Origin of the sequence: Alteraurantiacibacter lauratis (assembly GCF_037154155.1) — a bacterium.
GTDB lineage: Bacteria > Pseudomonadota > Alphaproteobacteria > Sphingomonadales > Sphingomonadaceae > Alteraurantiacibacter > Alteraurantiacibacter lauratis.
In genome coordinates this window covers 250062-271133 of record NZ_JBANRN010000002.1, presented here as the reverse complement: position 1 = coordinate 271133, position 21072 = coordinate 250062, and the positions used below count along the sequence as shown (strand labels likewise).

At 65.0% G+C, this 21072-nt stretch carries 18 protein-coding genes; 9 read left to right on the top strand and 9 right to left on the bottom strand.

Translation table 11 applies throughout. The features are described 5' to 3' along the window. Nucleotides 1–13 precede the first annotated feature (13 nt). From ubiB to dut, 3 genes are all read left to right on the top strand, one after another. On the top strand, nt 14–1570 hold the full coding sequence (gene ubiB, locus WFP39_RS03585; RefSeq protein ID WP_336917763.1) for a 2-polyprenylphenol 6-hydroxylase: 1557 nt from the start codon (nt 14–16) through the stop codon (nt 1568–1570). Between the two features lie 125 nt (nt 1571–1695). Further along, complete coding sequence (locus WFP39_RS03580; RefSeq protein WP_336917762.1) at nt 1696–3423, top strand: bifunctional phosphopantothenoylcysteine decarboxylase/phosphopantothenate synthase; 1728 nt, start codon at nt 1696–1698, stop codon at nt 3421–3423. Next, the gene (gene dut, locus WFP39_RS03575; protein WP_336917761.1) at nt 3416–3877 is read left to right on the top strand and encodes a dUTP diphosphatase; all 462 of its coding nucleotides are present in this window, start codon (nt 3416–3418) and stop codon (nt 3875–3877) included. Before WFP39_RS03580 ends, dut begins: the two co-directional genes overlap by 8 nt. A gap of 63 nt (nt 3878–3940) precedes the next feature. Here the strand turns inward: dut and WFP39_RS03570 are convergent, their stop codons facing one another. The 5 genes from WFP39_RS03570 to secB all read right to left on the bottom strand — a co-directional run bounded on the left by WFP39_RS03570 (nt 3941) and on the right by secB (nt 9113). Next, nucleotides 3941–4903: an alpha/beta hydrolase gene (locus WFP39_RS03570; RefSeq protein ID WP_336917760.1), complete on the bottom strand. Its 963-nt coding sequence runs from the start codon at nt 4901–4903 to the stop codon at nt 3941–3943. 132 nt (nt 4904–5035) lie between these two features. Beyond that, nucleotides 5036–5695, bottom strand: a complete 660-nt coding sequence (locus tag WFP39_RS03565; protein ID WP_336917824.1) for a DUF4136 domain-containing protein — start codon at nt 5693–5695, stop codon at nt 5036–5038. Between the two features lie 231 nt (nt 5696–5926). Next, nucleotides 5927–6943, bottom strand: coding sequence for a tryptophan--tRNA ligase (gene trpS, locus WFP39_RS03560; RefSeq protein WP_336917759.1), 1017 nt, complete (start codon nt 6941–6943; stop codon nt 5927–5929). A 45-nt stretch (nt 6944–6988) separates the two neighbouring features. Next, the gene (gene murJ / locus WFP39_RS03555; RefSeq protein ID WP_336917758.1) at nt 6989–8560 is read right to left on the bottom strand and encodes a murein biosynthesis integral membrane protein MurJ; all 1572 of its coding nucleotides are present in this window, start codon (nt 8558–8560) and stop codon (nt 6989–6991) included. Nucleotides 8561–8591: 31 nt separating this feature from the next. After that, nucleotides 8592–9113 carry a protein-export chaperone SecB gene (gene secB, locus WFP39_RS03550; RefSeq protein ID WP_336917757.1) on the bottom strand — a complete coding sequence of 174 codons (522 nt, stop codon included), beginning with the start codon at nt 9111–9113 and terminating at the stop codon, nt 8592–8594. Nucleotides 9114–9430: 317 nt separating this feature from the next. Here secB and WFP39_RS03545 point away from each other — a divergent pair, with 317 nt between their 5' ends. The 3 genes from WFP39_RS03545 to WFP39_RS03535 all read left to right on the top strand — a co-directional run bounded on the left by WFP39_RS03545 (nt 9431) and on the right by WFP39_RS03535 (nt 11912). Then, a complete protein-coding gene (locus WFP39_RS03545; RefSeq protein ID WP_336917756.1) occupies nt 9431–10084 on the top strand; it encodes a Tim44/TimA family putative adaptor protein in 654 nt (217 codons plus the stop codon). 84 nt (nt 10085–10168) lie between these two features. Further along, the gene (gene mltA / locus WFP39_RS03540) at nt 10169–11335 is read left to right on the top strand and encodes a murein transglycosylase A (RefSeq protein ID WP_336917755.1); all 1167 of its coding nucleotides are present in this window, start codon (nt 10169–10171) and stop codon (nt 11333–11335) included. Between the two features lie 10 nt (nt 11336–11345). Then, nucleotides 11346–11912 (top strand): Smr/MutS family protein, encoded by a 567-nt coding sequence (locus WFP39_RS03535; protein ID WP_336917754.1) that lies wholly within the window; start codon nt 11346–11348, stop codon nt 11910–11912. Between the two features lie 70 nt (nt 11913–11982). On the opposite strand, the gene katG is transcribed toward WFP39_RS03535, so the two are convergent. The 3 genes from katG to ahpC all read right to left on the bottom strand — a co-directional run bounded on the left by katG (nt 11983) and on the right by ahpC (nt 16730). Next, nucleotides 11983–14190 carry a catalase/peroxidase HPI gene (gene katG / locus WFP39_RS03530; RefSeq protein ID WP_336917753.1) on the bottom strand — a complete coding sequence of 736 codons (2208 nt, stop codon included), beginning with the start codon at nt 14188–14190 and terminating at the stop codon, nt 11983–11985. A 236-nt stretch (nt 14191–14426) separates the two neighbouring features. Beyond that, nucleotides 14427–16019, bottom strand: coding sequence for an alkyl hydroperoxide reductase subunit F (gene ahpF, locus WFP39_RS03525; RefSeq protein WP_336917752.1), 1593 nt, complete (start codon nt 16017–16019; stop codon nt 14427–14429). Between the two features lie 144 nt (nt 16020–16163). Next, nucleotides 16164–16730 (bottom strand): alkyl hydroperoxide reductase subunit C, encoded by a 567-nt coding sequence (gene ahpC / locus WFP39_RS03520; RefSeq protein ID WP_336917751.1) that lies wholly within the window; start codon nt 16728–16730, stop codon nt 16164–16166. Between the two features lie 337 nt (nt 16731–17067). Between ahpC and WFP39_RS03515 the strand changes: the two genes are divergently transcribed. Further along, nucleotides 17068–17715 carry a hypothetical protein gene (locus WFP39_RS03515; RefSeq protein WP_336917750.1) on the top strand — a complete coding sequence of 216 codons (648 nt, stop codon included), beginning with the start codon at nt 17068–17070 and terminating at the stop codon, nt 17713–17715. Here the strand turns inward: WFP39_RS03515 and aroC are convergent. Beyond that, the gene (aroC, locus tag WFP39_RS03510; RefSeq protein ID WP_336917749.1) at nt 17712–18782 is read right to left on the bottom strand and encodes a chorismate synthase; all 1071 of its coding nucleotides are present in this window, start codon (nt 18780–18782) and stop codon (nt 17712–17714) included. The two genes, WFP39_RS03515 and aroC, sit on opposite strands and share 4 nt — an antisense overlap. A 289-nt stretch (nt 18783–19071) precedes the next feature. On the opposite strand from aroC, the gene ruvA reads away from it, so the two are divergent. Then, on the top strand, nt 19072–19686 hold the full coding sequence (gene ruvA / locus WFP39_RS03505; RefSeq protein WP_336917748.1) for a Holliday junction branch migration protein RuvA: 615 nt from the start codon (nt 19072–19074) through the stop codon (nt 19684–19686). A 146-nt stretch (nt 19687–19832) separates the two neighbouring features. Next, on the top strand, nt 19833–21068 hold the full coding sequence (locus WFP39_RS03500; RefSeq protein WP_336917747.1) for an endo-1,4-beta-xylanase: 1236 nt from the start codon (nt 19833–19835) through the stop codon (nt 21066–21068). The last annotated feature ends 4 nt before the right edge of the window (nt 21069–21072 follow it).

Below are 21072 nucleotides of genomic sequence, written 5' to 3'. Positions count from 1 at the left end.
GCAGGCCGCGCGCATGACCCGCCCTTCCACGCATATCTTGCGGCTCTTGGGCTGGGGCCGCACGCTGGCCCGGCACGGCGCGCTGCGCGGGATCGAGCGCGATCCCAACACGCCGCAGCCGGTGCGCCGCCTGGTGCGCATTGCCCGTTTCGGCACGCGCCAGCCCGCCGTGCCCGATTACGCATCCGCCTTTCGCGCGATTGGCCCTGCGGCGATCAAGCTGGGGCAGACGCTGGCGACCCGGCCCGACCTTGTGGGCGAGGAAGCAGCGCGCAATCTGCTGAGCTTGCAGGACAGCCTGCCGCCCGTGCCCTTCGACCAGATCGCCGCGCAGATCGAATCGAGTTTCCAGCGCCCGCTTTCCGACCTGTTCGCGCATATCGATCCCGATCCGGTGGGCGCGGCATCCATCGCGCAGGTGCACAAGGGCGTCACCACCGATGGCCGGGTGGTGGCGATCAAGGTGCTGCGCCCCGGCATTCGCGAGAAATTCGCGCGCGACATCGCCACCTACGAATGGGCGGCCGCGCATCTGGAGGCATTGGGCGGCGAAGCGACGCGCCTGCGCCCGCAATTGACGATTGCCAATTTCAAGCGCTGGACAAATCGCGAGCTCGATCTGCGGCGCGAGGCGGCGTCGGCATCCGAACTGGCCGAATTCATGCGCGCCATTCCCGACTACCGCGTGCCCGATATCGATTGGGATCGCACCTGCGGCAAGGTGATGACGATCGAATGGATCGACGGGGTCAAGATCAGCAATATCGAGGCGCTGAAAGCGGCGGGGCACGATCTGCCCGATCTGGCGCGGCGGCTGGTGCTGGCCTTTCTGACGCAGGCCATCAGCGCGGGTTTTTTCCACGCCGACATGCATCAGGGCAATCTGTTCGTGAAAGCCGACGGCACCATCGTTGCCATCGATTTCGGGATCATGGGCCGGATCGATCGCCGCGCGCGGCAATGGCTGGCGGAAATCCTCTATGGCCTCACCACCGGCAATTACCGCCGCGTGGCCGAGATCCATTTCGAGGCGCAATATGTGCCCAGCTACCATTCGGTCGAGGAATTTGCGACTGCGCTGCGCGCCGTGGGTGAACCGATGCGCGGCAAGCCGGTGTCGGAACTCTCGGTGGGCGCGATGCTCGACGGGCTGTTCGCCATCACCCGCGATTTCGACATGCAGACCCAACCGCACCTGCTCTTGCTGCAAAAGACCATGGTGATGGTCGAAGGGATCGCCACCCAGCTCGACCCCGAAATCAACATGTGGGATGTCTCCGCTCCGTTCGTGCGCAGCTGGATCCGCGACGAATTGGGGCCGGAAGCCGCGATTGCCGACCGCATCAAAGAGGATACCGAAACACTGCTGCGCGTGCCTGCGCTGATCCGCCGGCTGGAGGAGATGTATCCGCCCAAAGGCGGCGCGCCCGAACCGCCGCCGCTGCCCGATATCGAATTGCTGTGGGAAAGGCGGCGCGTGCCGCAACGGCGCTGGCCCGGCTATGTGCTGGCGGCAGGCGCAGGCGCGGCGGCCGTCTGGGCCGCGATGGCCCTTGGCTGGATCGCCTGAACTGCCCGGTTCTGCTTGACCGGCAAAGGCTTGGCAAACGCGGGGGCAGGGTGCAGGAAAGCCAATCTTAACCAAGATGCGCCAAGGATCGCGCGCAGATGAAGCCGGAGGGGCCGGGTAGAGACATGGACAAGCCACGCGTGCTTCTTGTGGTGGGCGGCGGGATCGCTGCCTACAAGAGCTGCGAACTCGTGCGCCTGATCCGCCGGGGCGGGGCCGATGTCACCTGCGTGCTCACCAATGGCGGGGCGCAATTCGTCACCCCGATGGCGCTGGCCGCCCTTTCCGGCAACCAGGTGCATACCAGCCTGTGGGATCTGAAGAACGAGGCCGAGATCGGCCATATCCAGCTGAGCCGAGAGGCCGATCTGGTGGTGGTCTGCCCTGCCACCGCCGATCTGCTGGCCAAGATGGCGGCGGGCATTGCCGATGACCTCGGCACCACGCTGATATTGGCCACCGACAAGCCGGTGATGGCGGTGCCGGCGATGAATGTGCGGATGTGGCTGCACGAGGCGACGCAGCGCAATGTTGCCTGGCTGGCGGATAGCGGCGTCAAGGTGATGCTGCCTGATGAGGGCGAAATGGCCTGCGGGGAATACGGCCCCGGCCGCCTGCCCGATCCGGAAATGATCTGGCTGGAAATCGCTGATATACTCGGCCTTGATCCGGGCCTTGAACCCGGCAGCGCCAGCCACGATGCCATCGCCGCGCATCTGCGCCGGCTGGCCGAGGAGGAGGCCGAGGAACTGGCCGAGGAGGACGGCGACTTCGTCCCCGTCGATCCGCTGGCCGATGCGCCTGCCGCCAAGTCGGGAGGGCTGGGCGGCCTCATCAGCAATCTGATCCAGCGTTCGACCACGCGCCGCATTGCCGAGGACGAGGCCAGCTATTCCGGTATGGAGGAACTGCCCGCAGGCGAGGACGTCGATCCCGATTATATCGGCCCCGATCTGCCCGAACCCGATCCTTCGCTGGGCCCGGTGCTGGCGACCAAGGGCAGCGCTGTTGCCGCTCCACCGACCGACCGCGAGGCGATCAACCACACGGTCAATTTGCGGCAGGCCGCGCCCCAGCCGTTCGAAGGCGAGGAGGCTGCCATTCCGGTCATGCCGCTGGCCGCCACACCGGCACCCGCAATGGCCAAGGCCGTGGCTGAACCGCCGGGCCTGCCGCCTGCCTTTGCCGCGCTGGCGCACCAGCCGCTGAAAGGGCGCCATCTGCTCATCACCGCCGGCCCTACACATGAACCGATCGACCCGGTGCGCTATATCGCCAACCGTTCCTCCGGCCGGCAGGGCTTTGCCATTGCGGCGGCAGCAGCAGCGGCAGGAGCCAAGGTGACGCTGGTGTCCGGCCCGGTGCAACTGCCCACGCCCGCAGGCGTCAATCGCATCGACGTGGAAAGCGCCGAGGAGATGGCGCAGGCGGTGAAGAAGGCACTGCCTGCCGATTGCGCGATCATGGTGGCGGCGGTGGCGGATTGGCGCCCCCGCGAATATCAGAGCGAGAAGATCAAGAAGCGGGGCAGCGCTCCGCCTGCGCTGATGCTGACCGAAAATCCGGACATTCTTGCGATGGTGGCGGCCAGTTCCAAGCGGCCGGATCTGCTGATCGGCTTTGCCGCCGAAACGCAGGATGTGGTCGAAAATGCGCGCAAGAAGCGCAAGAGCAAGGGCGTGGACTGGATCGTGGCGAACGATGTGTCCGGCGAAGTGATGGGCGGCACCAAGAACCAGGTCCACATCGTGCGCGAACGCCGCGTGGAAGACTGGGAAGAAATGGATAAGGACGAGGTTGCCGGCCGCCTGATTGCCGAGGTCGCCGAACATCTGGAGGCAGTGCATGGCTGAGCAAGTCCCTGTCCGCATCCGCCGCCTGCCGCACGGCCACGGCCTGCCTCTGCCCGAATACGCCACTTCCGGGGCGGCCGGGATGGATGTCGTCTCGGCCGAGGCGCTGATCCTGCGTCCCGGCATGCGCCACGCGGTTGCCACCGGTTTTGCGGTGGCGATCCCGCCGGGATACGAGATTCAAGTGCGCCCGCGCAGCGGCCTCGCGCTCAAACACGGCATCACCGTGCCCAATACGCCGGGCACGGTGGACAGCGATTACCGGGGCGAGGTGAAGGTCATCCTCATCAACCATTCGACCGACAATTTTCCGATTGTGCGCGGCGACCGGATCGCGCAGCTGATCGTTTCCCCCGTCACGCTGGCGCGATGGGTGGAAGTGGAAGAGCTGGACGATACCGCGCGGGGTGAAGGTGGTTTCGGCTCCACCGGGGGATATGCCCCGCTCGGCTGAGCTTCCGCTTTAGTCGAAGCGAAGCCTGATTGGGCGATATTGCTGCGATCCTTGGTGCAGACGTCATAACCGCTGCATCCATTGCAGGAAGGGGCCGGACAGGCTCTGATCCGCACTGCCGATGCTGGCGCCTTCGGTCATGTGGTTGTGATCCTTGAGATAGAGCATCGTCGGGCAGTTGAGGCGGCTACCCGCTGCGCACAGCGTCTGTTCGGCATCGCGGGCGAAATCGTGGAACAGGTCGGGGTCATACTCCGCCCAGCCCAGCATCAGCGGGATCGTGCTCGCGCCCAGCCGGGCCAGCACCGGGCCGGTGGTCTGCAAATCCGCGTCGGTGCCGTAATAGGGGTGGGGGCTGTCCCCCATCGCGCGCGCATAGGCGGGCGACAGAAGCAGCGCGCCTTTCACCCCTGCTACCTCAGGCCCCTGCCGGTCGGTATGCTGCACATAATCGGCCACGACCGAGGCGCCGGCCGAATGGCCCCACAGGAAGATGCGGTCGGGATCGCCGCCATGCTGCGCGATATTGGCGCGCACCCATTGAATCGCGGCGGCCAGATCGTCGCGCGCGGCAGGCCAGGGGTTGGCGGGGGCGAGGCGGTAATCGATATTCACGCCTACCATGCCGTTGCGCGCGGCCCAGGCGGTGGCGCTTTGCGGGTAGTATTCGCCCTGCTTGCTGCCCCCGGTAAAGCCGCCGCCATGGACATAGATCAGCACGGGGCGCCGCTCGCCCGCAGCGGCCGCGTTGAAGGTGTAGAGATCGAGGCGTTGCAGCGGGTCCGTGCCATAGGCGATATCGGTGGTCATCGTGACATCGGCATAGGGCGGGGGCGGCACCAAGGGCGCGAAGATGGCAAAACTGGCCGGATCGATCACCTTGCCCGCCGCCCGGATTTGCGCGGCCTGTTCTTCCGGCACGCCCGGCCACACGGTCTGCGCCTGCGGTTCCTCGCTGGCCGGCTGGCTGCAGGCTGCCAGCACGGCTAAGGCTGCAGCCACGACGATTTCCCGGAATCCCCTCATCACCCGATCTCCTTCTCTCCGCCGGGCAGAGTGGCGCAGTTTGCGCCCAAAGGGAAGGCGGGCCTCCCCGGATAGGAAGGCCCGCCCTCGTGATTCCCAGGAGCTACCGGGAACTTGTGAACCGTATGGGGCTCAGCGGCGCTTGTCGCGCTGCACCGGCTGATCTTCGGGTGCGATCGAAATGCGCACCGTCTCGCCCGAATTGCCGGGGAAATCGGTGAACATAGCTTCCACCAGATTGGGCACCAGATATTGCAGCCGGTTCGAGGTCGAGAGCGCTTCGGCCTTGCCTTCGAACAGGCGCTGGCCGGTGGCGGCGTCGTCGATCTTCAGATCAATCCCGCTGGTGTAGACGGTGGTGCTTTCCACTTCGCTGTGGCGAAAGAAGGGATCGTACCAGCCATAGCCCCAGCGGCTGTTGGGAAGGTAGGCCACGCGCGTATTGCCCAGCCGGTCGCGGTAGACGAAGGGGCGGTAGCTGAACCACGGATCGTAGAACGGATCGCGGAAGGTGCTGGGGCGTGAACGGATGCGTTCGCGGCCATTGTCCACCCCGTAATCGAAGCGGACCAGCAGGCTGGCATCCTCTGGTCTTGCGGCCTGCGCATAGCCCAGCCGCGCCATCTGCGCCTCGACATAATCGGCATAAAGCGCGAATTCGAGCCCGCCCGCCAGTGCCGGATCATCCGCGACGACATAGAAGCTCTGTCCTGCAGGTGCGGGAAGCTGCGATTCGAAGCGGCTGACATCGGCGCGGAACGGCGTCGCGCAAGCGGCCAGACTGCCGGCCATCAGCGCGGCAGCCACCAGCTTCAAGCCCTTGCCCCTGCCTGCCTTCAAGCTTGCGGCAAGCGGTTGAAAAAACGTCGACATGGCACCCATTTCCTGTTCCTGCGAGCAGCCTTGCCTGGAAACGGCAGGACGCACGCAATTGTTCCAATATGCGCAAGCGTTTAGCAAGCGCCGGCTGAACAGCGATTGAATGGATTGCAGAACGAAACGCAAGGTCTGCAAACGGCGCGCTCAGCCCCGGATGAGCCCCAGCGCGTCATATGCCGCCTTCAGCGTGGGCACGCCGATCTCGCGCGCCCGCGCCGCGCCGCGCGCCAGAATGGCGTCCAGCGCCTCGCGGTCGGCTTTCAGTTCGACAAAGCGGCGCTGGATCGGCCCCAGCGTTTCGACCACCAGTTCGGCCATGGCCGGCTTGAACACGCCAAAGCCCTGTCCGCCAAATCGCGCCAGCACAGCATCCGGCGTAGAGCCTTCGAGCGCGGCATAAATCGACACGAGATTGAGTGCTTCGGGCCGCCCGTCCAGCCCCGCCACTTCGGACGGCAGCGGTTCGGGATCGGTCTTGGCCTTCTTGATCTTCTTCGCCATCTCGTCCGGATCGTCGGCCAGATTGATGCGGCTCATATCGGATGGGTCGGATTTGCTCATCTTCGCGGTGCCATCGCGCAGGGACATGATGCGCGCAGCTTCGGATGGGATGATCGGATCGGGCAGGGTAAAGACCGGCGCATCTTCGGCGCAAAAATCATTATTGAACTTCTGCGCAATGTCGCGCGCCAGTTCCAGATGCTGCTTCTGGTCGTCGCCCACGGGCACATGCGTTGCCTGATACAGCAGCACGTCGGCGGCCTGCAGCACCGGATAGGTGTAGAGCGCAACGCTCGCGCCTTCGCGGTTCTTGCCCGACTTGTCCTTGAATTGCGTCATCCGGTTGAGCCAGCCCATCCGCGCCGTGCCGTTGAGCAGCCATTGCAGCTCGGCATGGGCGGGCACCTGCGCCTGGTTGAACAGGACGGAGCGGGCCGGATCGATCCCGCAGGCGACCAGTGCCGCGGTCATTTCCAGCGTGGCGGCGCGCAAGCCAGCCGGGTCATGCGGCATCGAAATCGCGTGCAGATCGGCAAGGAAGAACAGGCACTGTTCGCCGTCGGCAAGGCCATCCTGCATACGCACCCAGTTGCGGATCGCGCCCAGATAATTGCCCAGATGGAGCGAGCCCGTGGGCTGGATACCGGAAACAACGCGCATGGATTTCACCTGTCAGATCGTGCGAAGGGGCAGGCTGAGGACACCTCAGGCCGGGCGTCGCTTCAACTGGGCAATCGTCTGCTTGTCAACCACGCCCAGCACGATCGCCGCCAGCAGATAGACCACGCCCCCGGCCGCGACCAGTGCCGCTACCGCGCCCACGCGCTCCAGCGCTCCGGCTGCGTAATAGGGATCGCCCAGCGGCATGGCGAACCACAAGGCCGCACCCATCACCGCGGTTGCCAAGAGAGTCCGGCCAATCCGGCCCAGCGACAGGGCGGTGATGCGGTAATGCCCCTTTGCCGCCAGAATGGCATAGAGCGCGCCCGCATTGCACCACGCGGCGAGCGACCCGGCCAGCGCCAGCCCCTGCACGCCCAAACGCGGAACCAGCAGGAAATTGAGAACGACATTGACCAGCAGCGACGCGCCCGCCGTATAGACCGGGGTGCGCGTGTCCTTGCGCGCGAAGAAGCTGGGGATCAGCACTTTCACCAGCACATAGGCGGGCAGGCCGACGACGAGTGCCGACACCACCGCGCCGGTTGCCAGCGCATTGTCCAGCGTGAACGCGCCGCCTGCGTAAAAGGCGCGGGTAAAGGCGCTGCCACAGATATACAGCGCGACCGCTGCGGGCAGCGTCAGCAGCAGCGCCAGTTCCACCGCATTGCCTTGCAGGCGTGCGGCTTCGTCCGGCTTGTCCTGCGCCACAAAGCGGCTGAGCGAGGGCAGGATCGCGGTGCCCAGCGCAATGGCGATGATACCCATCGGCATCTGGTTCAGCCGGTCGGCCATCGCCAGAAAAGTGTAGGAACCATCGGGCAGGGTGGCGAGGAAGAACAGGTCGATGAAACGGCTGATCTGATACACGCCCGCGCCCAGCACAGCAGGGCCGATCAGGATGAACAGTTCCTTCACCCCGCCCGTCATGCGCGGGCGGGCAAGGCGGATGCGAAAGCCGTGGCGCGCGGCAAACCAGCCCAGCCAGATGAGTTGCAGCAGGCCCGAAACCGTCACCGCCACGCCCAGCAACATGCCCACATTTTGCCGCAGATCGGTGGAATCGGGCTGCACGAATCCCCAGACAAGCACCGCCACCATGCAGACATTGAGCAGGATCGGCGCCGCGGCGGCGGCGGCAAAGCGCGACAGCGAATTGAGCACCGCGGCAAACACGGTGGCAAGGCTCATGAAGGCGAGATAGGGGAAGGCCAGCCGCGCCATCCGCACGGCAAGGTCGAACAATTCGGGATCGCCCTCCATCCCCTCATTCGCGAAAAGACCGGCGATCCACGGCATCGCGATCAGCGCCAGCGCGGAAAAGACAATCAGGATGGGGATCAGCACCGCCATCACCTCGTCGGCAAAGCGGCGCGCCTCGGTCAGCTCGCCATCTGTGCCCATGCGGCGGTTGAACAGCGGGACAAAGGCGCTGGCAAAGGCGCCTTCGGCAAACAGGCGGCGGAAGATATTGGGTAACTGGAACGCCAACTGCCACGCATCCGCCACGCCGCCCGCGCCCAGCACGCGGGCGAGCAGCATGTCGCGGGCAAAGCCGAAAATCCGGCTGACCAATGTCAGCCCGCCGATCGTGCCGACATTGCGGACAAGGCTCATCGCCGGCGCTCCCGGTTCTGGCTTGCCGGCCTTACGCGTTCGCGCCTGCGCCCGCGCCAGCCTCTGCCGCCTGCTTGGCCTGCAATTGCTGGATATACAAGCCATTGAAATCAATGGGATCGAGCAGCAGCGGGGCAAAACCGGCATCGCGCACCGCATCGGCAATCACGCGGCGGGCAAAGGGGAACAGGATGCGCGGCGCTTCGGCATAGGTGAACATGTGCATCTGGTCTTCGGACATGTTGCGCATCCCCACCAGGCCGCAGAACGAAAGATCAACGATATAGGCCACGCCCTGTTCGGTCTTGGCGGTGGCGGTGATCTTGAGTTCAACCTCGCTCACCTCCTCGCTGATCTTCTTGGCGGCGATGTTGAACTGCACATCCATCTGCGGGGCGCCGGTCCACTGGAAGCTTTCGGGCGCCTTGGGGTTTTCCACCGACAGGTCGCGCACATACTGGCTGATGATGCCGGCCACGGGCAGCTTGTCGGCGCCGTTGGGCACCGGCTGGTTGCCATCAAGATTGGTGAGGACGTTGCCTTCTTCGGCCATGATCGAATGCTTTCGTCAGCAGGCCGGGCGCGATTGGCCACCCGGCGGGTTGAGATAGGGGTCTGGGGCGCGCGCCTAGCACCCGTGCGCGGCCACCGCAACGGGGGGCGCGCGGGGCAATCGGCAAAAGCGCGCGAGAATAGTGCCGGATGAATGTTGCGGGGATGGGACGCACCAGCGCCAATTTCGGCCATTTGGCCGTTGCGGATTTGTATTTCATCCCCATCTTTGCCACTATGACGGCACGCGCGGGACGAATTGATGCGCGGCGGCTGCATCGCCCCGCTCCTCCCGCGTCAGCGAAACGGGAATTGCCTGTGGTATTTGAGATTGTCATCCTCGCCATGATCGCCGCCTTTCTGGGGCTGCGGCTGTATTCCGTGCTGGGCCGCCGGGCCGAGCACGAGGAGGAGATTGTGCCCGGCAATTTCGAACGCGCCGAAGAATCGCGCCGCGTGGCGCCGCCTGCTCCGCTGGCGGAAGCCCCTCGCAACGAGCGGCAGCTCTCTGGCTTCCCGCCCGCGGTGGAACGCGGCTTGCGCGAGATTGCCGCGGCCGATCGCCGGTTTGATCTGATCGGTTTTCTCGAAGGCGCGCGCGGCGCGTATCAGATGGTGCTTGAAGCCTTCTGGCGCGGCGACCGCGAGGAGCTGGCCGAATTGTGCGACAAGGACGTGTATGAAAGCTTCCTCGCCGCCATTGCCGAGCGCGAGGCGGCCGGCCACACGCTCGACAACCGCCTGATCCGGATCGAGGACAGCACGGTGCATTCGGCCATGCTTGACGGCCATATCGCCCGCATTTCGGTGCGCTTCGTCGCCGATATCGCCGCTGTCACGCGAGATGCCAACGGCAATGTCGTGGCCGGATCGCTCGACGATGCGGTGGAAAGCCGGGATGTCTGGACTTTCCGCCGCGATGTGCGCTCGTCCAGCCCGGCATGGTTGCTTGACGAGACTGACGAAGGCTGATTCGCACGCAAGCGGGAGGGCTGGCCGGTGCCCGATTTCGACAAGGCCGCACCTCCTTGCAGGTCCGCCGCATTTGCCCTTCGCTTGGGCCTGATCCTGTCCGCGCTGGCCCTGCTGGCCGGCTGCGTCAGCGTTGCGCCATCCCCTCCGCCGCAGCCATCCGCGCCACCAGCCGCGACCGCCGCCTTGTTGGGTGTCGCGCGCGGCCCCGCGATCGCCAGCCTTGGCCTGCAACCGCGCGACAGCGCCGGTGCGCTCGACGCCTTTCAACTGTCCTGCCCCGTCCTGCTGCGCCGCGCCGATGACAGCGGCCTCACCCGCCCCGAAGACTGGCGCGAGGCCTGCACCGCCGCCGCCACATGGCCACGCGCCGATGCCGCCCGCTTCTTCGAGGCGCATTTCGAAAGCGCGGTGGTGGGGGATGGCGCAGCCTTTGCCACGGGATATTTCGAGCCGGAAATCGCCGGATCGCGCACCCGCCGCCCCGGTTTCGAGGTGCCGGTTTACGCGCTGCCGCCTGACCTCACCCGCTGCTGGCGCGACGACACGCCGCAGAGCGAGCGTACGGGCCGCGCCCCGCTGGGGCGGATTGATGCGCGCGGCATGTGCGTGCCCTACTACACCCATGCCGAGATTGCCGACGGCGCGCTGTCCGGGCGGGGCCTCGAAATTGCCTGGGCGGCCGATCCGGTGGAGTTCTTCTTTCTGCAAATCCAGGGGTCGGGCCGCTTGCTGACGCCCGAAGGCGAGGTGATCCGCATCGGCTATGCCGGGCAGAACGGCCATTCCTATACCGGCATTGGCGCCTTGATGCGCGAACGCGGGCTGATCGGCAGCGGGCCGGGACAATATGCCGGATCGATGCAGGGCATCATGCAATATATCCGCGAAAACCCGGAGGAAGGCGCAGCGCTGATGCGCGAGAACGAAAGCTTCGTGTTCTTCCGTGTGCTCGAAGGCGATGGCCCGCTGGGCAGCATCGGTGTGCCGGTGCGCGCGGAAAGCTCGGTTGCGGTCGATCCGCGATTTGTGCCTTACGGGGCGCCGGTGTTCCTTTCCACCGACCGGCCGGAAGCGCGCGGGCTGTGGGTGGCGCAGGATACCGGTGGGGCGATCCGCGGGGCGAACCGCTTCGACACCTTCTGGGGTGCGGGCGAGCGGGCGCGCGAAATTGCCGGCGGGATGAGCGCGCGGGGACAGGCGACATTGTTGCTGCCACGCGGTACGCTGGCGCGGCTGGGCGTAAGGTGAGTTTCCGGCGATGAGCCGCACGCCCCGCGGGTTGTCGCCCGAAGAAGCCGATCTGTGGGCAAGGCTCGCCGCAACGGTAAAGCCGCTGCACCCGCGCAGAACCGCCCCGCACGCGGCGAGCGCACAACCAGCGCTTGCCGCACCGCCTGCCAAGCGGGTGAAGGGCCGTGTGCCTGCGCCACTGACACCCGCCACCCCAAAGCCCGCGCCGCCCATTCTGCCGCCACCCGGCGAAGGGCTGGATTCGCATTGGGAGAGGCGGCTGGCACGCAATGCGATGGAGCCGGATTTCACGCTCGACCTGCATGGCCACAATCTGGAACAGGCGCATCGGCGGCTGGATGACGGACTGATGCAGGCCAAGGCGATGGGGGCACGGCTGGTGCTGCTGATTACCGGCAAGCCGCGCCCCGTGGATGCCGCCGACCGTGCTGAGAAACGCGGGGCGATCCGCGCCAAGGTGCTCGACTGGCTGGCCGCCGGGCCGCATGGCGCGGACATCGCCGCCATTCGACCCGCGCAGCGCCGGCACGGCGGCGAAGGCGCGCTTTATCTGGTTCTGCGCCGCCGCCGCTGAGCCGCCATGCAAAAAGGCCCCCGGCATCGCTGCCGGGGGCCTACTGACGCAAGCGAACGGAGCCTTTCGCTTACTTGTGGTACTTCGCATAGGTCAGGTCGAACCGGTCGGCATCCATCACCTTGGCGAACGCCTTGGCAAAGTCCTTCACGAACTTTTCGCGGTTGCCGTCCTCGGCATAGACTTCGGCCACGGCGCGCAGCTGCGAGTTGGAGCCAAAGATCAGATCCGCGCGGGTGGCACGCCACTTTTCCGCGCCCGACTTGCGATCCCGCCCAACATATTCTTCCTCGCCGCTGTCCTCGACCACGCTCCAATGCGTGCCCATGTCGAGCAGGTTGACGAAGAAATCATTCGACAGCACGCCGGGGCGGGCGGTCAGCACGCCCTTGCCGCTGTTGCCGGACACCGCGCCCAGCGCACGCAGCCCGCCGACCAGCACGGTCATTTCGGGCACTGACAGGCCCATCAGATTGGCCCGGTCGATCAGCATGTCCTCGGTCTTCACATCGGCCTTGGTGCGCAGGTAATTGCGGAAGCCATCGGCAAAGGGTTCGAGCGGTGCGAAGCTGTCCACATCGGTCTGATCCTGCGACGCATCGCCGCGACCGGTGGTAACCTCCACCTTGACCGGATAACCGCCATCGGCCGCGGCCTTTTCAACCGCTGCCGCGCCTGCCAGCACGATGGCATCGGCCATCGACAGGCTGCCGCGCAGGCCATCGAGCGTGGAGAGGACCTTGTCCAGCTCCTCCGGATCGTTGACCTTCCAGCCGCGCTGCGGTTCCAGCCGCACACGCGCGCCATTGGCACCGCCGCGATGGTCCGAATTGCGGTAGGTCGAGGCCGAAGCCCATGCCGCCTTCACCAGTTCGCTGACCGTCAGGCCGCTTTGCAGAACCTTGGCCTTGAACGCATCCACATCTGCCTGTGACGGAGTGGTTCCGGCAGGCACCGGATCCTGCCAGATCAGGTCTTCGGCCGGAACTTCCGGGCCGAGGTAACGCACCTTCGGCCCCATGTCGCGGTGGCACAGCTTGAACCAGGCGCGGGCAAAGGCGTCGTCCAGCGCGGCCTGATCATCGCGGAAACGTTCCGAAATCTTGCGGTATTCCGGATCACGCTTCAGCGCCATGTCGGCGGTGGTCATCATGGTCGGCACGCGCTTGCTGGGATCGCGCGCGTCGGGGGCCATGTCCTCGTATTCCTGGTTGATCGGCTGCCACTGCCAGGCACCGGCAGGCGATTTCACCAGTTCATAGTCATACTTGAACAGCAGGCGGAAATAGTTGCCGCCCCATTGCGTGGGCGTGTTCGACCATGCGCCTTCAATGCCGCTGGTGGTGATGTGGCCCTTTTCGATCTCTTCGGGGTCGGTCAGCCAGCCAAAGCCCATCAGTTCCAGCGCTTCGGATTCGGGCGCCTTGCGGAAGGTGGGGGCCGGGGCCGCGCCGTGCGCCTTGCCAAAGGCGTGGCCGCCCGCGGTCAGCGCCACGGTTTCCTCGTCATTCATCGCCATGCGGGCGAAGGTCTCGCGCATGTCGCGGGCCATGCCTTCCCAATCGTGCGGATCGCCGCCCGGTCCTTCGGGATTGACATAGATGAGGCCCATCTGGATCGCGGCCAGCGGGTTGTCGAGCGCCTTGCCTTCCTTGGGGTTGATGCGCGTGGGAACGCCTTCGTTCACCCACTGCTCTTCCGTGCCCCAATAGACGGTTTCGGGCTCGTACACGTCCTTGCGGCCGCCGCCGAAGCCGAACACCGGGCCGCCCATGCTTTCGATGGCAACATTGCCCGTCAGGATGAACAAATCGGCCCAGCTGATGTGCTGGCCATACTTCTTCTTGATCGGCCACAGCAGGCGGCGCGCCTTGTCGAGATTGCCGTTATCCGGCCAGGAATTGAGCGGGGCAAAGCGCTGCTGGCCGCTGCCCGCGCCGCCGCGCCCGTCACCCGTGCGGTAGGTGCCCGCAGCGTGCCATGCCATGCGGATGAAGAAGGGGCCATAATGTCCGTAATCGGCGGGCCACCAATCCTGGCTGTCGGTCATCAGCGCGGTGAGATCGGCCTTGAGCGCGTTGTAATCGAGCGCGTTGAACGCTTCGCAATAATCGAAATCCTCGCCCATCGGATCGGGCGACTTGCCGCCCTGCGTCAGGATTTCGAGATTCAGCGAATCGGGCCACCAATCGCGGTTGGTGCGGCCAAACAGGCTGCGGGTCTGCACGCTGCCGTGGAACGGGCAACCTCCTGAAATAGAACCGGTTTTCGCGTCCATTGTGCTCTCCTCTCAAGGGCGGGACTGGATGTCCCTGCATTGAATAGAAGGGCAGGATGACGGCTGGGTGATTATCCGTCCAGTCGATTAATTGGCAGACATTGATCGACTGAGCCGTTTAGTTGAACGGCCTGGCGAATGCGCGCCGTCGCCAGATACGCGAAAACCGCAAAGACTGCCGGGGCGGTCTTTGCGGTTCGCTGGGGTCGGGTTGGCAGATAGAACGCGGGGCGGGCTTATTCCGCCGCTACGGCCAGTTCTTCCACGCTCTCGGTGCGGATCAGGTAATCGAACGCGGAAAGGCCTGCTTTCGACCCTTCGCCCATCGCGATGATGATCTGCTTGTAAGGCACGGTGGTGCAATCGCCTGCGGCAAACACGCCGGGGATGCTGGTCGCGGCCTTGTGGTCGATCGCGATCTCGCCGTGCTTTGACAGGGCAATGCCACTGTCCTTCAGCCATTCGGTATTGGGGACAAGGCCGATCTGCACGAACACACCTTCCAGATCGATCCGGTGTTCGACGCCCGAAGTGCGATCCTGATAGACCAGGCCGTTCACCCGCGATCCGTCGCCGGTGATCTCGGTCGTCTGCGCGCTGGTCAGGATGGTGACATTGGGCATCGACCGCAGCTTGGCCTGCAGCACCGCATCGGCGCGCAGAGCGCTGTCGAATTCGATCAGCGTGACATGGCCGACAATGCCGGCAAGGTCGATCGCGGCCTCGACGCCTGAATTGCCACCGCCGATTACCGCCACGCGCTTGCCCTTGAACAGCGGGCCGTCGCAGTGCGGGCAATAGGCAACACCCTTGGTTTTGTAGGTCTCTTCACCCGGCACGCCCAGATTGCGCCAGCGCGCCCCGGTGGACAGGATCAGCGTGCGCGCCTTCAGCACCGCGCCGTTGGAAAACTCTACCGAGTGGTATCCGCCGGGTTGGCTGGCGGGGACGAGGCGGCTGGCGGTGACGAGCTTCATCACGTCGATATCGTATTCGCCCACATGCGCTTCGAGCTGCGCGGCGAGTTTAGGCCCTTCGGTGTAGGGGACGGAGATGAAGTTCTCGATCCCCATCGTGTCCATTACCTGCCCGCCAAAGCGTTCGGCGGCAATGCCGGTGGAGAAACCCTTGCGCGCGGCATAGATCGCCGCCGAGGCACCGGCCGGGCCGCCGCCCACCACCAGCACGTCCATCGGCGCCTTTTCGGAAAGCTTGGCCGCCGCGCGCGCTTCGGCGCCGCTATCGAGCTTGGCGAGGATTTCTTCCACGCCCATTTTGCCGCTGGCAAACATCTGGCCGTTCAGGAAGGTGGCAGGCACGGCCATCACGCCGCGTTCCTCCACTTCGGCCTGGAACGCGCCGCCTTCGATCAGCGTGGCGGAGACACGCGGGTTATAAAGCGCCATCAGCGTCAGCGCCTGCACCACGTCGGGGCAGTTGTGGCAGCTGAGGCTGAAATACATCTCGAAATCATAGTCGCCATCGAGCGCGGCGATCTGTTCAAGCACTTCGGCTTCCACCTTGGGCGGATGGCCGCCAGCCCACAGCAAAGCGAGCACCAGCGAGGTAAATTCGTGCCCCATCGGCAGACCCGCAAAGCGCACGCTGCGCGACGGATCGCTGGCGCGGCGGATTTCAAAACTGGGGCGGCGCGCATCGGCACCGTCAAAGCGGGCGGTGACAAGGTCGTGCAGGCCCGCAATCTGTTCGATCAGCGCGCGCGTATCGGCGCTGCGCTTGTCATCGCCAAGGCTGGCGACAAGTTCCACCCCCTCGCGCAAATTGCCGAGATATTGCTTCAGCTGCTGGGTCATCGTCGCATCGAGCATCGCGGTTCTCCGGTGAGAATATGGGGAGGAGGAAGAACGGCCCGGAAGCATCCGGGGTGGTGGAGGGGGGATGAACGCCTCCGGGCCGTTCAGGCGACCCGTCGGGGGGCGACGGGAACGCGTCAAATGGTCAGGCTTCCGCCCTTAGATCTTGCCAACCAGGTCGAGCGACGGGGCCAGCGTGGCTTCGCCTTCTTCCCATGCGGCCGGGCAGACCTGGCCGGGATTGTTGCGCACATACTGCGCCGCGCGGATCTTGCGGGTCAGTTCGTTGGCATTGCGGCCCACGCCTTCGCAGGTGATTTCCATGATCTGGATCACGCCATCGGGATCGACCACGAAAGTGGCGCGGTCGGCCAGACCCGAATCTTCGCGCAGCACGCCGAAATTCTTGGTCAGCACATGGTTCTGGTCACCCAGGAAGGCAAATTGCAGCTTGCCGATCTTCTCGCTGGTGTCGTGCCAGGCCTTGTGGCTGAAATGCGTGTCGGTGGACACCGCATAGACTTCCACACCCAGCTTCTGCAGCTGCGCGTAATGTTCGCCCAGATCTTCCAGCTCGGTCGGGCAGACGAAGGTGAAGTCGGCCGGATAGAAGAAGAACACCGCCCACTTGCCGGCGATATCGGCTTCGGTGACGTCGAAGAAATCCTTGCCTGCCTGAAAGGCAGTGGCCTTGAACGGCTTGATGGTGCTGCCGATGATACCCATTGTTTTCGCTCCGTTTGGTGGCCCGCAAATGCTGGCCGGTTACAATTCCGAAGCGGCAGATAAGCATTGATGCAGCGCAACAAAGCCGATTGATACGATGGAGATGATCGAAATTATCGATCACCTCCGTGAAAGTTTCGAAAAGTGCAACAGGTGTTGCGTTTTTTGCAGCATTGACGCAGCTTCGCCCGCAAAAGACGCGCAGCAAGCGGGCCGGGGAGGGGTAATGCAGCCAGCCAAGAGCCGTGCGGAACGGCGTGAACGGAAGCGATTCCGGCCAAGCTTTTCGCTGGTCCTCATATTTGCCATGTGCCTGTTCGTATTTGGCGGGTTCGGGATGCATTCGGCGCTTCCCGCATTGCGCGGCGATTTTCCGCCCGCCCCGCCGCTGGTGCATCTGCACGGAATCGTCTTTGTCAGCTGGATGCTGCTGCTGGCGGTGCAGGCGGGATTGGTGAATGCGGGCAAGGTGCGGCTGCACCGTGCGCTGGGCCTGTGGGGCATTGCCCATGCCGCCATCATCATGGTGCTGGGCCTGTTCCTGCAACTGATTGCCAGCCGCGCAGGGATGGATGCGGGGCGCGATCCGGGGACAGATGGGCTGTATCTGGGCCTGCTTGCCTTTGCGGGCTTTTCCATCCTGTTCGCGTTGGCAATCCGCGAGGCGAAACGGCGGCCGCAGGTCCACCGTTCGCTGATCCTGCTCGCCATGCTGCCGGTGCTGCCGCCGGGGGTGAACCGCTTCTGGTTCCGCCTGTTGGAACTCGACGACCCGATCCCGACCTTCTGGCTCTACCTCACGCTGTGGAGCATGGCGGCGGCGATCGCGTGGAACGAACGCCGCAGCACGGGCCGCCTCAGCGCGGCTACGCTATTTGGCGCAGGCTGGATCTTCGTGCAGGGCGTCGTGCACGAGGCGGTGGTCGGGTCTGCATGGTTTGACGGCGTGTCCCGCGCCGTGCTGTCACTGGCGGTGTATCGCTAGCCGCACTGCGCGCGGTGAAGCAGCTTGTGATCGGCCAGCACCAATGCCATCATCGCTTCGACAACGGGTACACCGCGAATGCCCACGCAAGGATCGTGGCGACCCTTGGTGCGCACATCCACCGCTTCGCCCGCCGAATTGATGCTGGGGACGGGCGTCAGGATCGAACTGGTGGGCTTGAACGCCACGCGGCAGCGCACCGGCTGGCCGGTGGAAATGCCGCCCGCAATCCCGCCTGCATGGTTGGCCAGAAACTCTGGCTTCCCATCGGCGCCGGGGCGCATCGCATCGGCATTGGCCTCGCCGCTTAAGGTAGCGGCGGCAAAGCCATCGCCGATTTCCACGCCCTTGACCGCATTGATGCCCATCATCGCGGCGGCAAGGTCCGCGTCGAGCTTGGCATAGATCGGCGCGCCCCATCCGGCGGGAACGCCGGTTGCCTCGCAGGTGACGACCGCACCGATGGAGGAGCCGGCCAGCCGCGCCTCGTCCACGATCGGCGCCCATTCCTCTGCCGCGACGGGATCGGGGCAGAAGAAGGGATTCGTGCCAATCAGGCTTTCGTCAAAGCGGGCATAGTCGATGGCGTGGGTGCCGATCTGTTCGACCCAGGCGCGCACCCGCACATCGGGAATGGCGAGCCTTGCCACCGCGCCCGCCGCCACGCGCGCGGCGGTTTCGCGCGCCGATGATCGCCCGCCGCCGCGGTAATCGCGAATGCCGTATTTCGCGTCATAGGCGTAATCGGCATGGCCGGGGCGATAGCTTTGCGCGATTTCGCCGTAATCCTTGCTGCGCTGGTCGGTGTTCTCGATCATCAGGCTGATCGGCGTGCCCGTGGTCCTGCCTTCAAACACGCCCGACAGGATGCGCACCTGATCAGGTTCGTTGCGCTGCGTGGTGAATTTGCTGGTGCCGGGGCGGCGCGCATCGAGGAAGGGCTGGATGTCGCTTTCGCTCAGCGCAAGACCCGGCGGGCACCCGTCCACCACTGCGCCCAGCGCAGGCCCGTGGCTTTCCCCCCAGGTGGTGAAGCGGAATACGCGGCCGAAAGTGTTCATGCTCATGGGCATCCCCATTACCCAAACCGCGCGGCGTGTCGAGCAGGCGCTTTCCTACAACGCGCCAACGGATGCAGGGCGATGGCAACAAGCTGGCAAATGCGCGGCAAAACGATCCGCACAGGTGTCAACTTCGCAAAAATCAGGCAAGCCAAGGAAAAGCCGTGAAAAAATGGGGCAAAGCGCCACCGTCACGATGTCAACTTCGTCACCTTTGCGGCGCGGTGGTGAAAAGGGTGGCACAACGGCGCGGCACCTCTGGCAAATCGGCACGGATTCAGGCAGCACAGCGCGCATGATCGCACGACTGAAAGGCCTGCTGGACGAAACCGGCCCCGATTGGGCAGTGATCGATGTGGGCGGCGTGGGCTATCTGGTGCATTGTTCGGCCCGCACGCTCGACGCGCTGGGGCCGGTGGGCGGGCCGTGCCAGATCTTCACCGAATTGCAGGTGAGCGAGAACGATATGCGCCTGCTGGGATTTGCCAGCGCGGGAGAGCGCGACTGGTTCCGCCTGCTCACCACGGTGCAGGGGGTGGGCAGCAAGGTGGCGCTGGCGATCCTCTCGGCACTGTCGCCCGGTGAAATCCGCGATGCCTGCGCGGCAGGCGATGCCGCGATGGTGGCCCGCGCACAGGGCGTGGGGCCGAAACTGGCGGGGCGCATCGTCAACGAATTGAAGGACAAGGCGCTGGGCCTTCCCGGCGCGCTGCCCGGCGGGGGCGCTGTTGCCGGTGCCGCCGCCGCGCCGAGGGGATCGGCCAGCGCCGATGCCGTGTCCGCGCTGCAGAACCTCGGCTTCAAGCCCGCCGTGGCCGCGAGCGCGGTGGCCGCCGCAATTGCCGAACTGGGTGAGGATGCCGGCGAAAGCGACCTGATCCGCGTGGCGCTGCGCAAGGCGGCGGGGTGATAGCTGTAACACGGCTGCAGGCGGCCTAGGCCATTATTTCCCGAAAAATAAGCACAATTAGGTCTTTAGTTTGCTTGCCGAACAAGGTGGTAGCGCTATCATGGATGACCGAATCGGATCAACCGATCGCTTGGATCAGGAGCAGGATGATGACAGGTATGGATCGCCGCGGCGTGATGGCCATGGGGCTGGGGATGCTGGTTGCCGGATGCGGTGGCAGCTCCGGAACGCCGACCCCGTCGCCCGCACCCGCGCCTGCGCCGACCCCGGCACCCACGCCAACGCCCACCCCCACGCCAACCCCGGCGGTGTCGCTCGCCACGGCGGCGGTTGCGAAGGGCTTGCGGTTTGGCAGCACCTTTGCCTGGTCGAACCCCGGCGCGGATGCCGGATCGTTCGCCAACCCCAATTACGCCCGCCTGCTCGAAGCGGATTGCAACGTGCTGGTGCCCGAAAACGAGCTGAAATGGGAAGCCATCCGCCCCTCCTCCTCCACCTACAATTTCACCCGCGCGGACGAGATGCTGGCCTATGCCGAATCCAAGGGCATGGCGATGCGCGGGCATACGCTGTTGTGGTATGTGGCCGAACGTTTCCCCGTGTGGCTGCGCGATTACAATTACGGCGCCAATCCGCGGGCAGAGGCCGAGCGGCTGGTGCGCGAGCATATCGAGACTGTCTGCCGCCATTACGGCAACCGCATTACCAGCTGGGATGTGGTGAACGAGGCGATTGATCCGGCCACGGGGAATATCCGCACCAATCACGGCTTGTCGCAGGCGGTGGGCGGCGATGCCAGCCTGCTGGACCTCGCCTTCCGCACGGCGCGGGCCGAACTGCCCAATGCCGAACTGGTCTATAACGATTACATGGATTGGGGCACGCCCACGCACCGCAACGGCGTGCTGCAATTGCTGCGGGGCTTTCGCGACCGCAATGTGCCGGTCGATACGCTGGGCATCCAGTCGCATATCGGGTTCTATTCCAGCGGCACCGCGCAGAGCATTGTCGATTTCCAGCGGCCTGCGATGAAGTCCTGGCTCGATGACATTGTGGCGCTGGGCTACAAGATCAAGATCACCGAAATGGACATCAACGACCGCCGCCGCGACGGCACGATTGCCCAGCGCGATGCCGATGGCGCGGTGCTGGCCAAGGGCTGGCTCGACCTGCTGCTGTCCTATCCCGAATGCAATGAGATCCTGTTCTGGGGCATGTCGGATCGCTACAGCTGGCTTCAGACATTCGAGACGCCGCGCCCCGATGGCACGATCCTGCGCCCTTGCCCCTATGACAACAATTTTGCGGCCAAGCCCATGCGTCAGGCGGTTCTGGATGCGATCAACGCCGCGCCGGTGCGCCCGGCATCGGCGCGCATCTGACGCG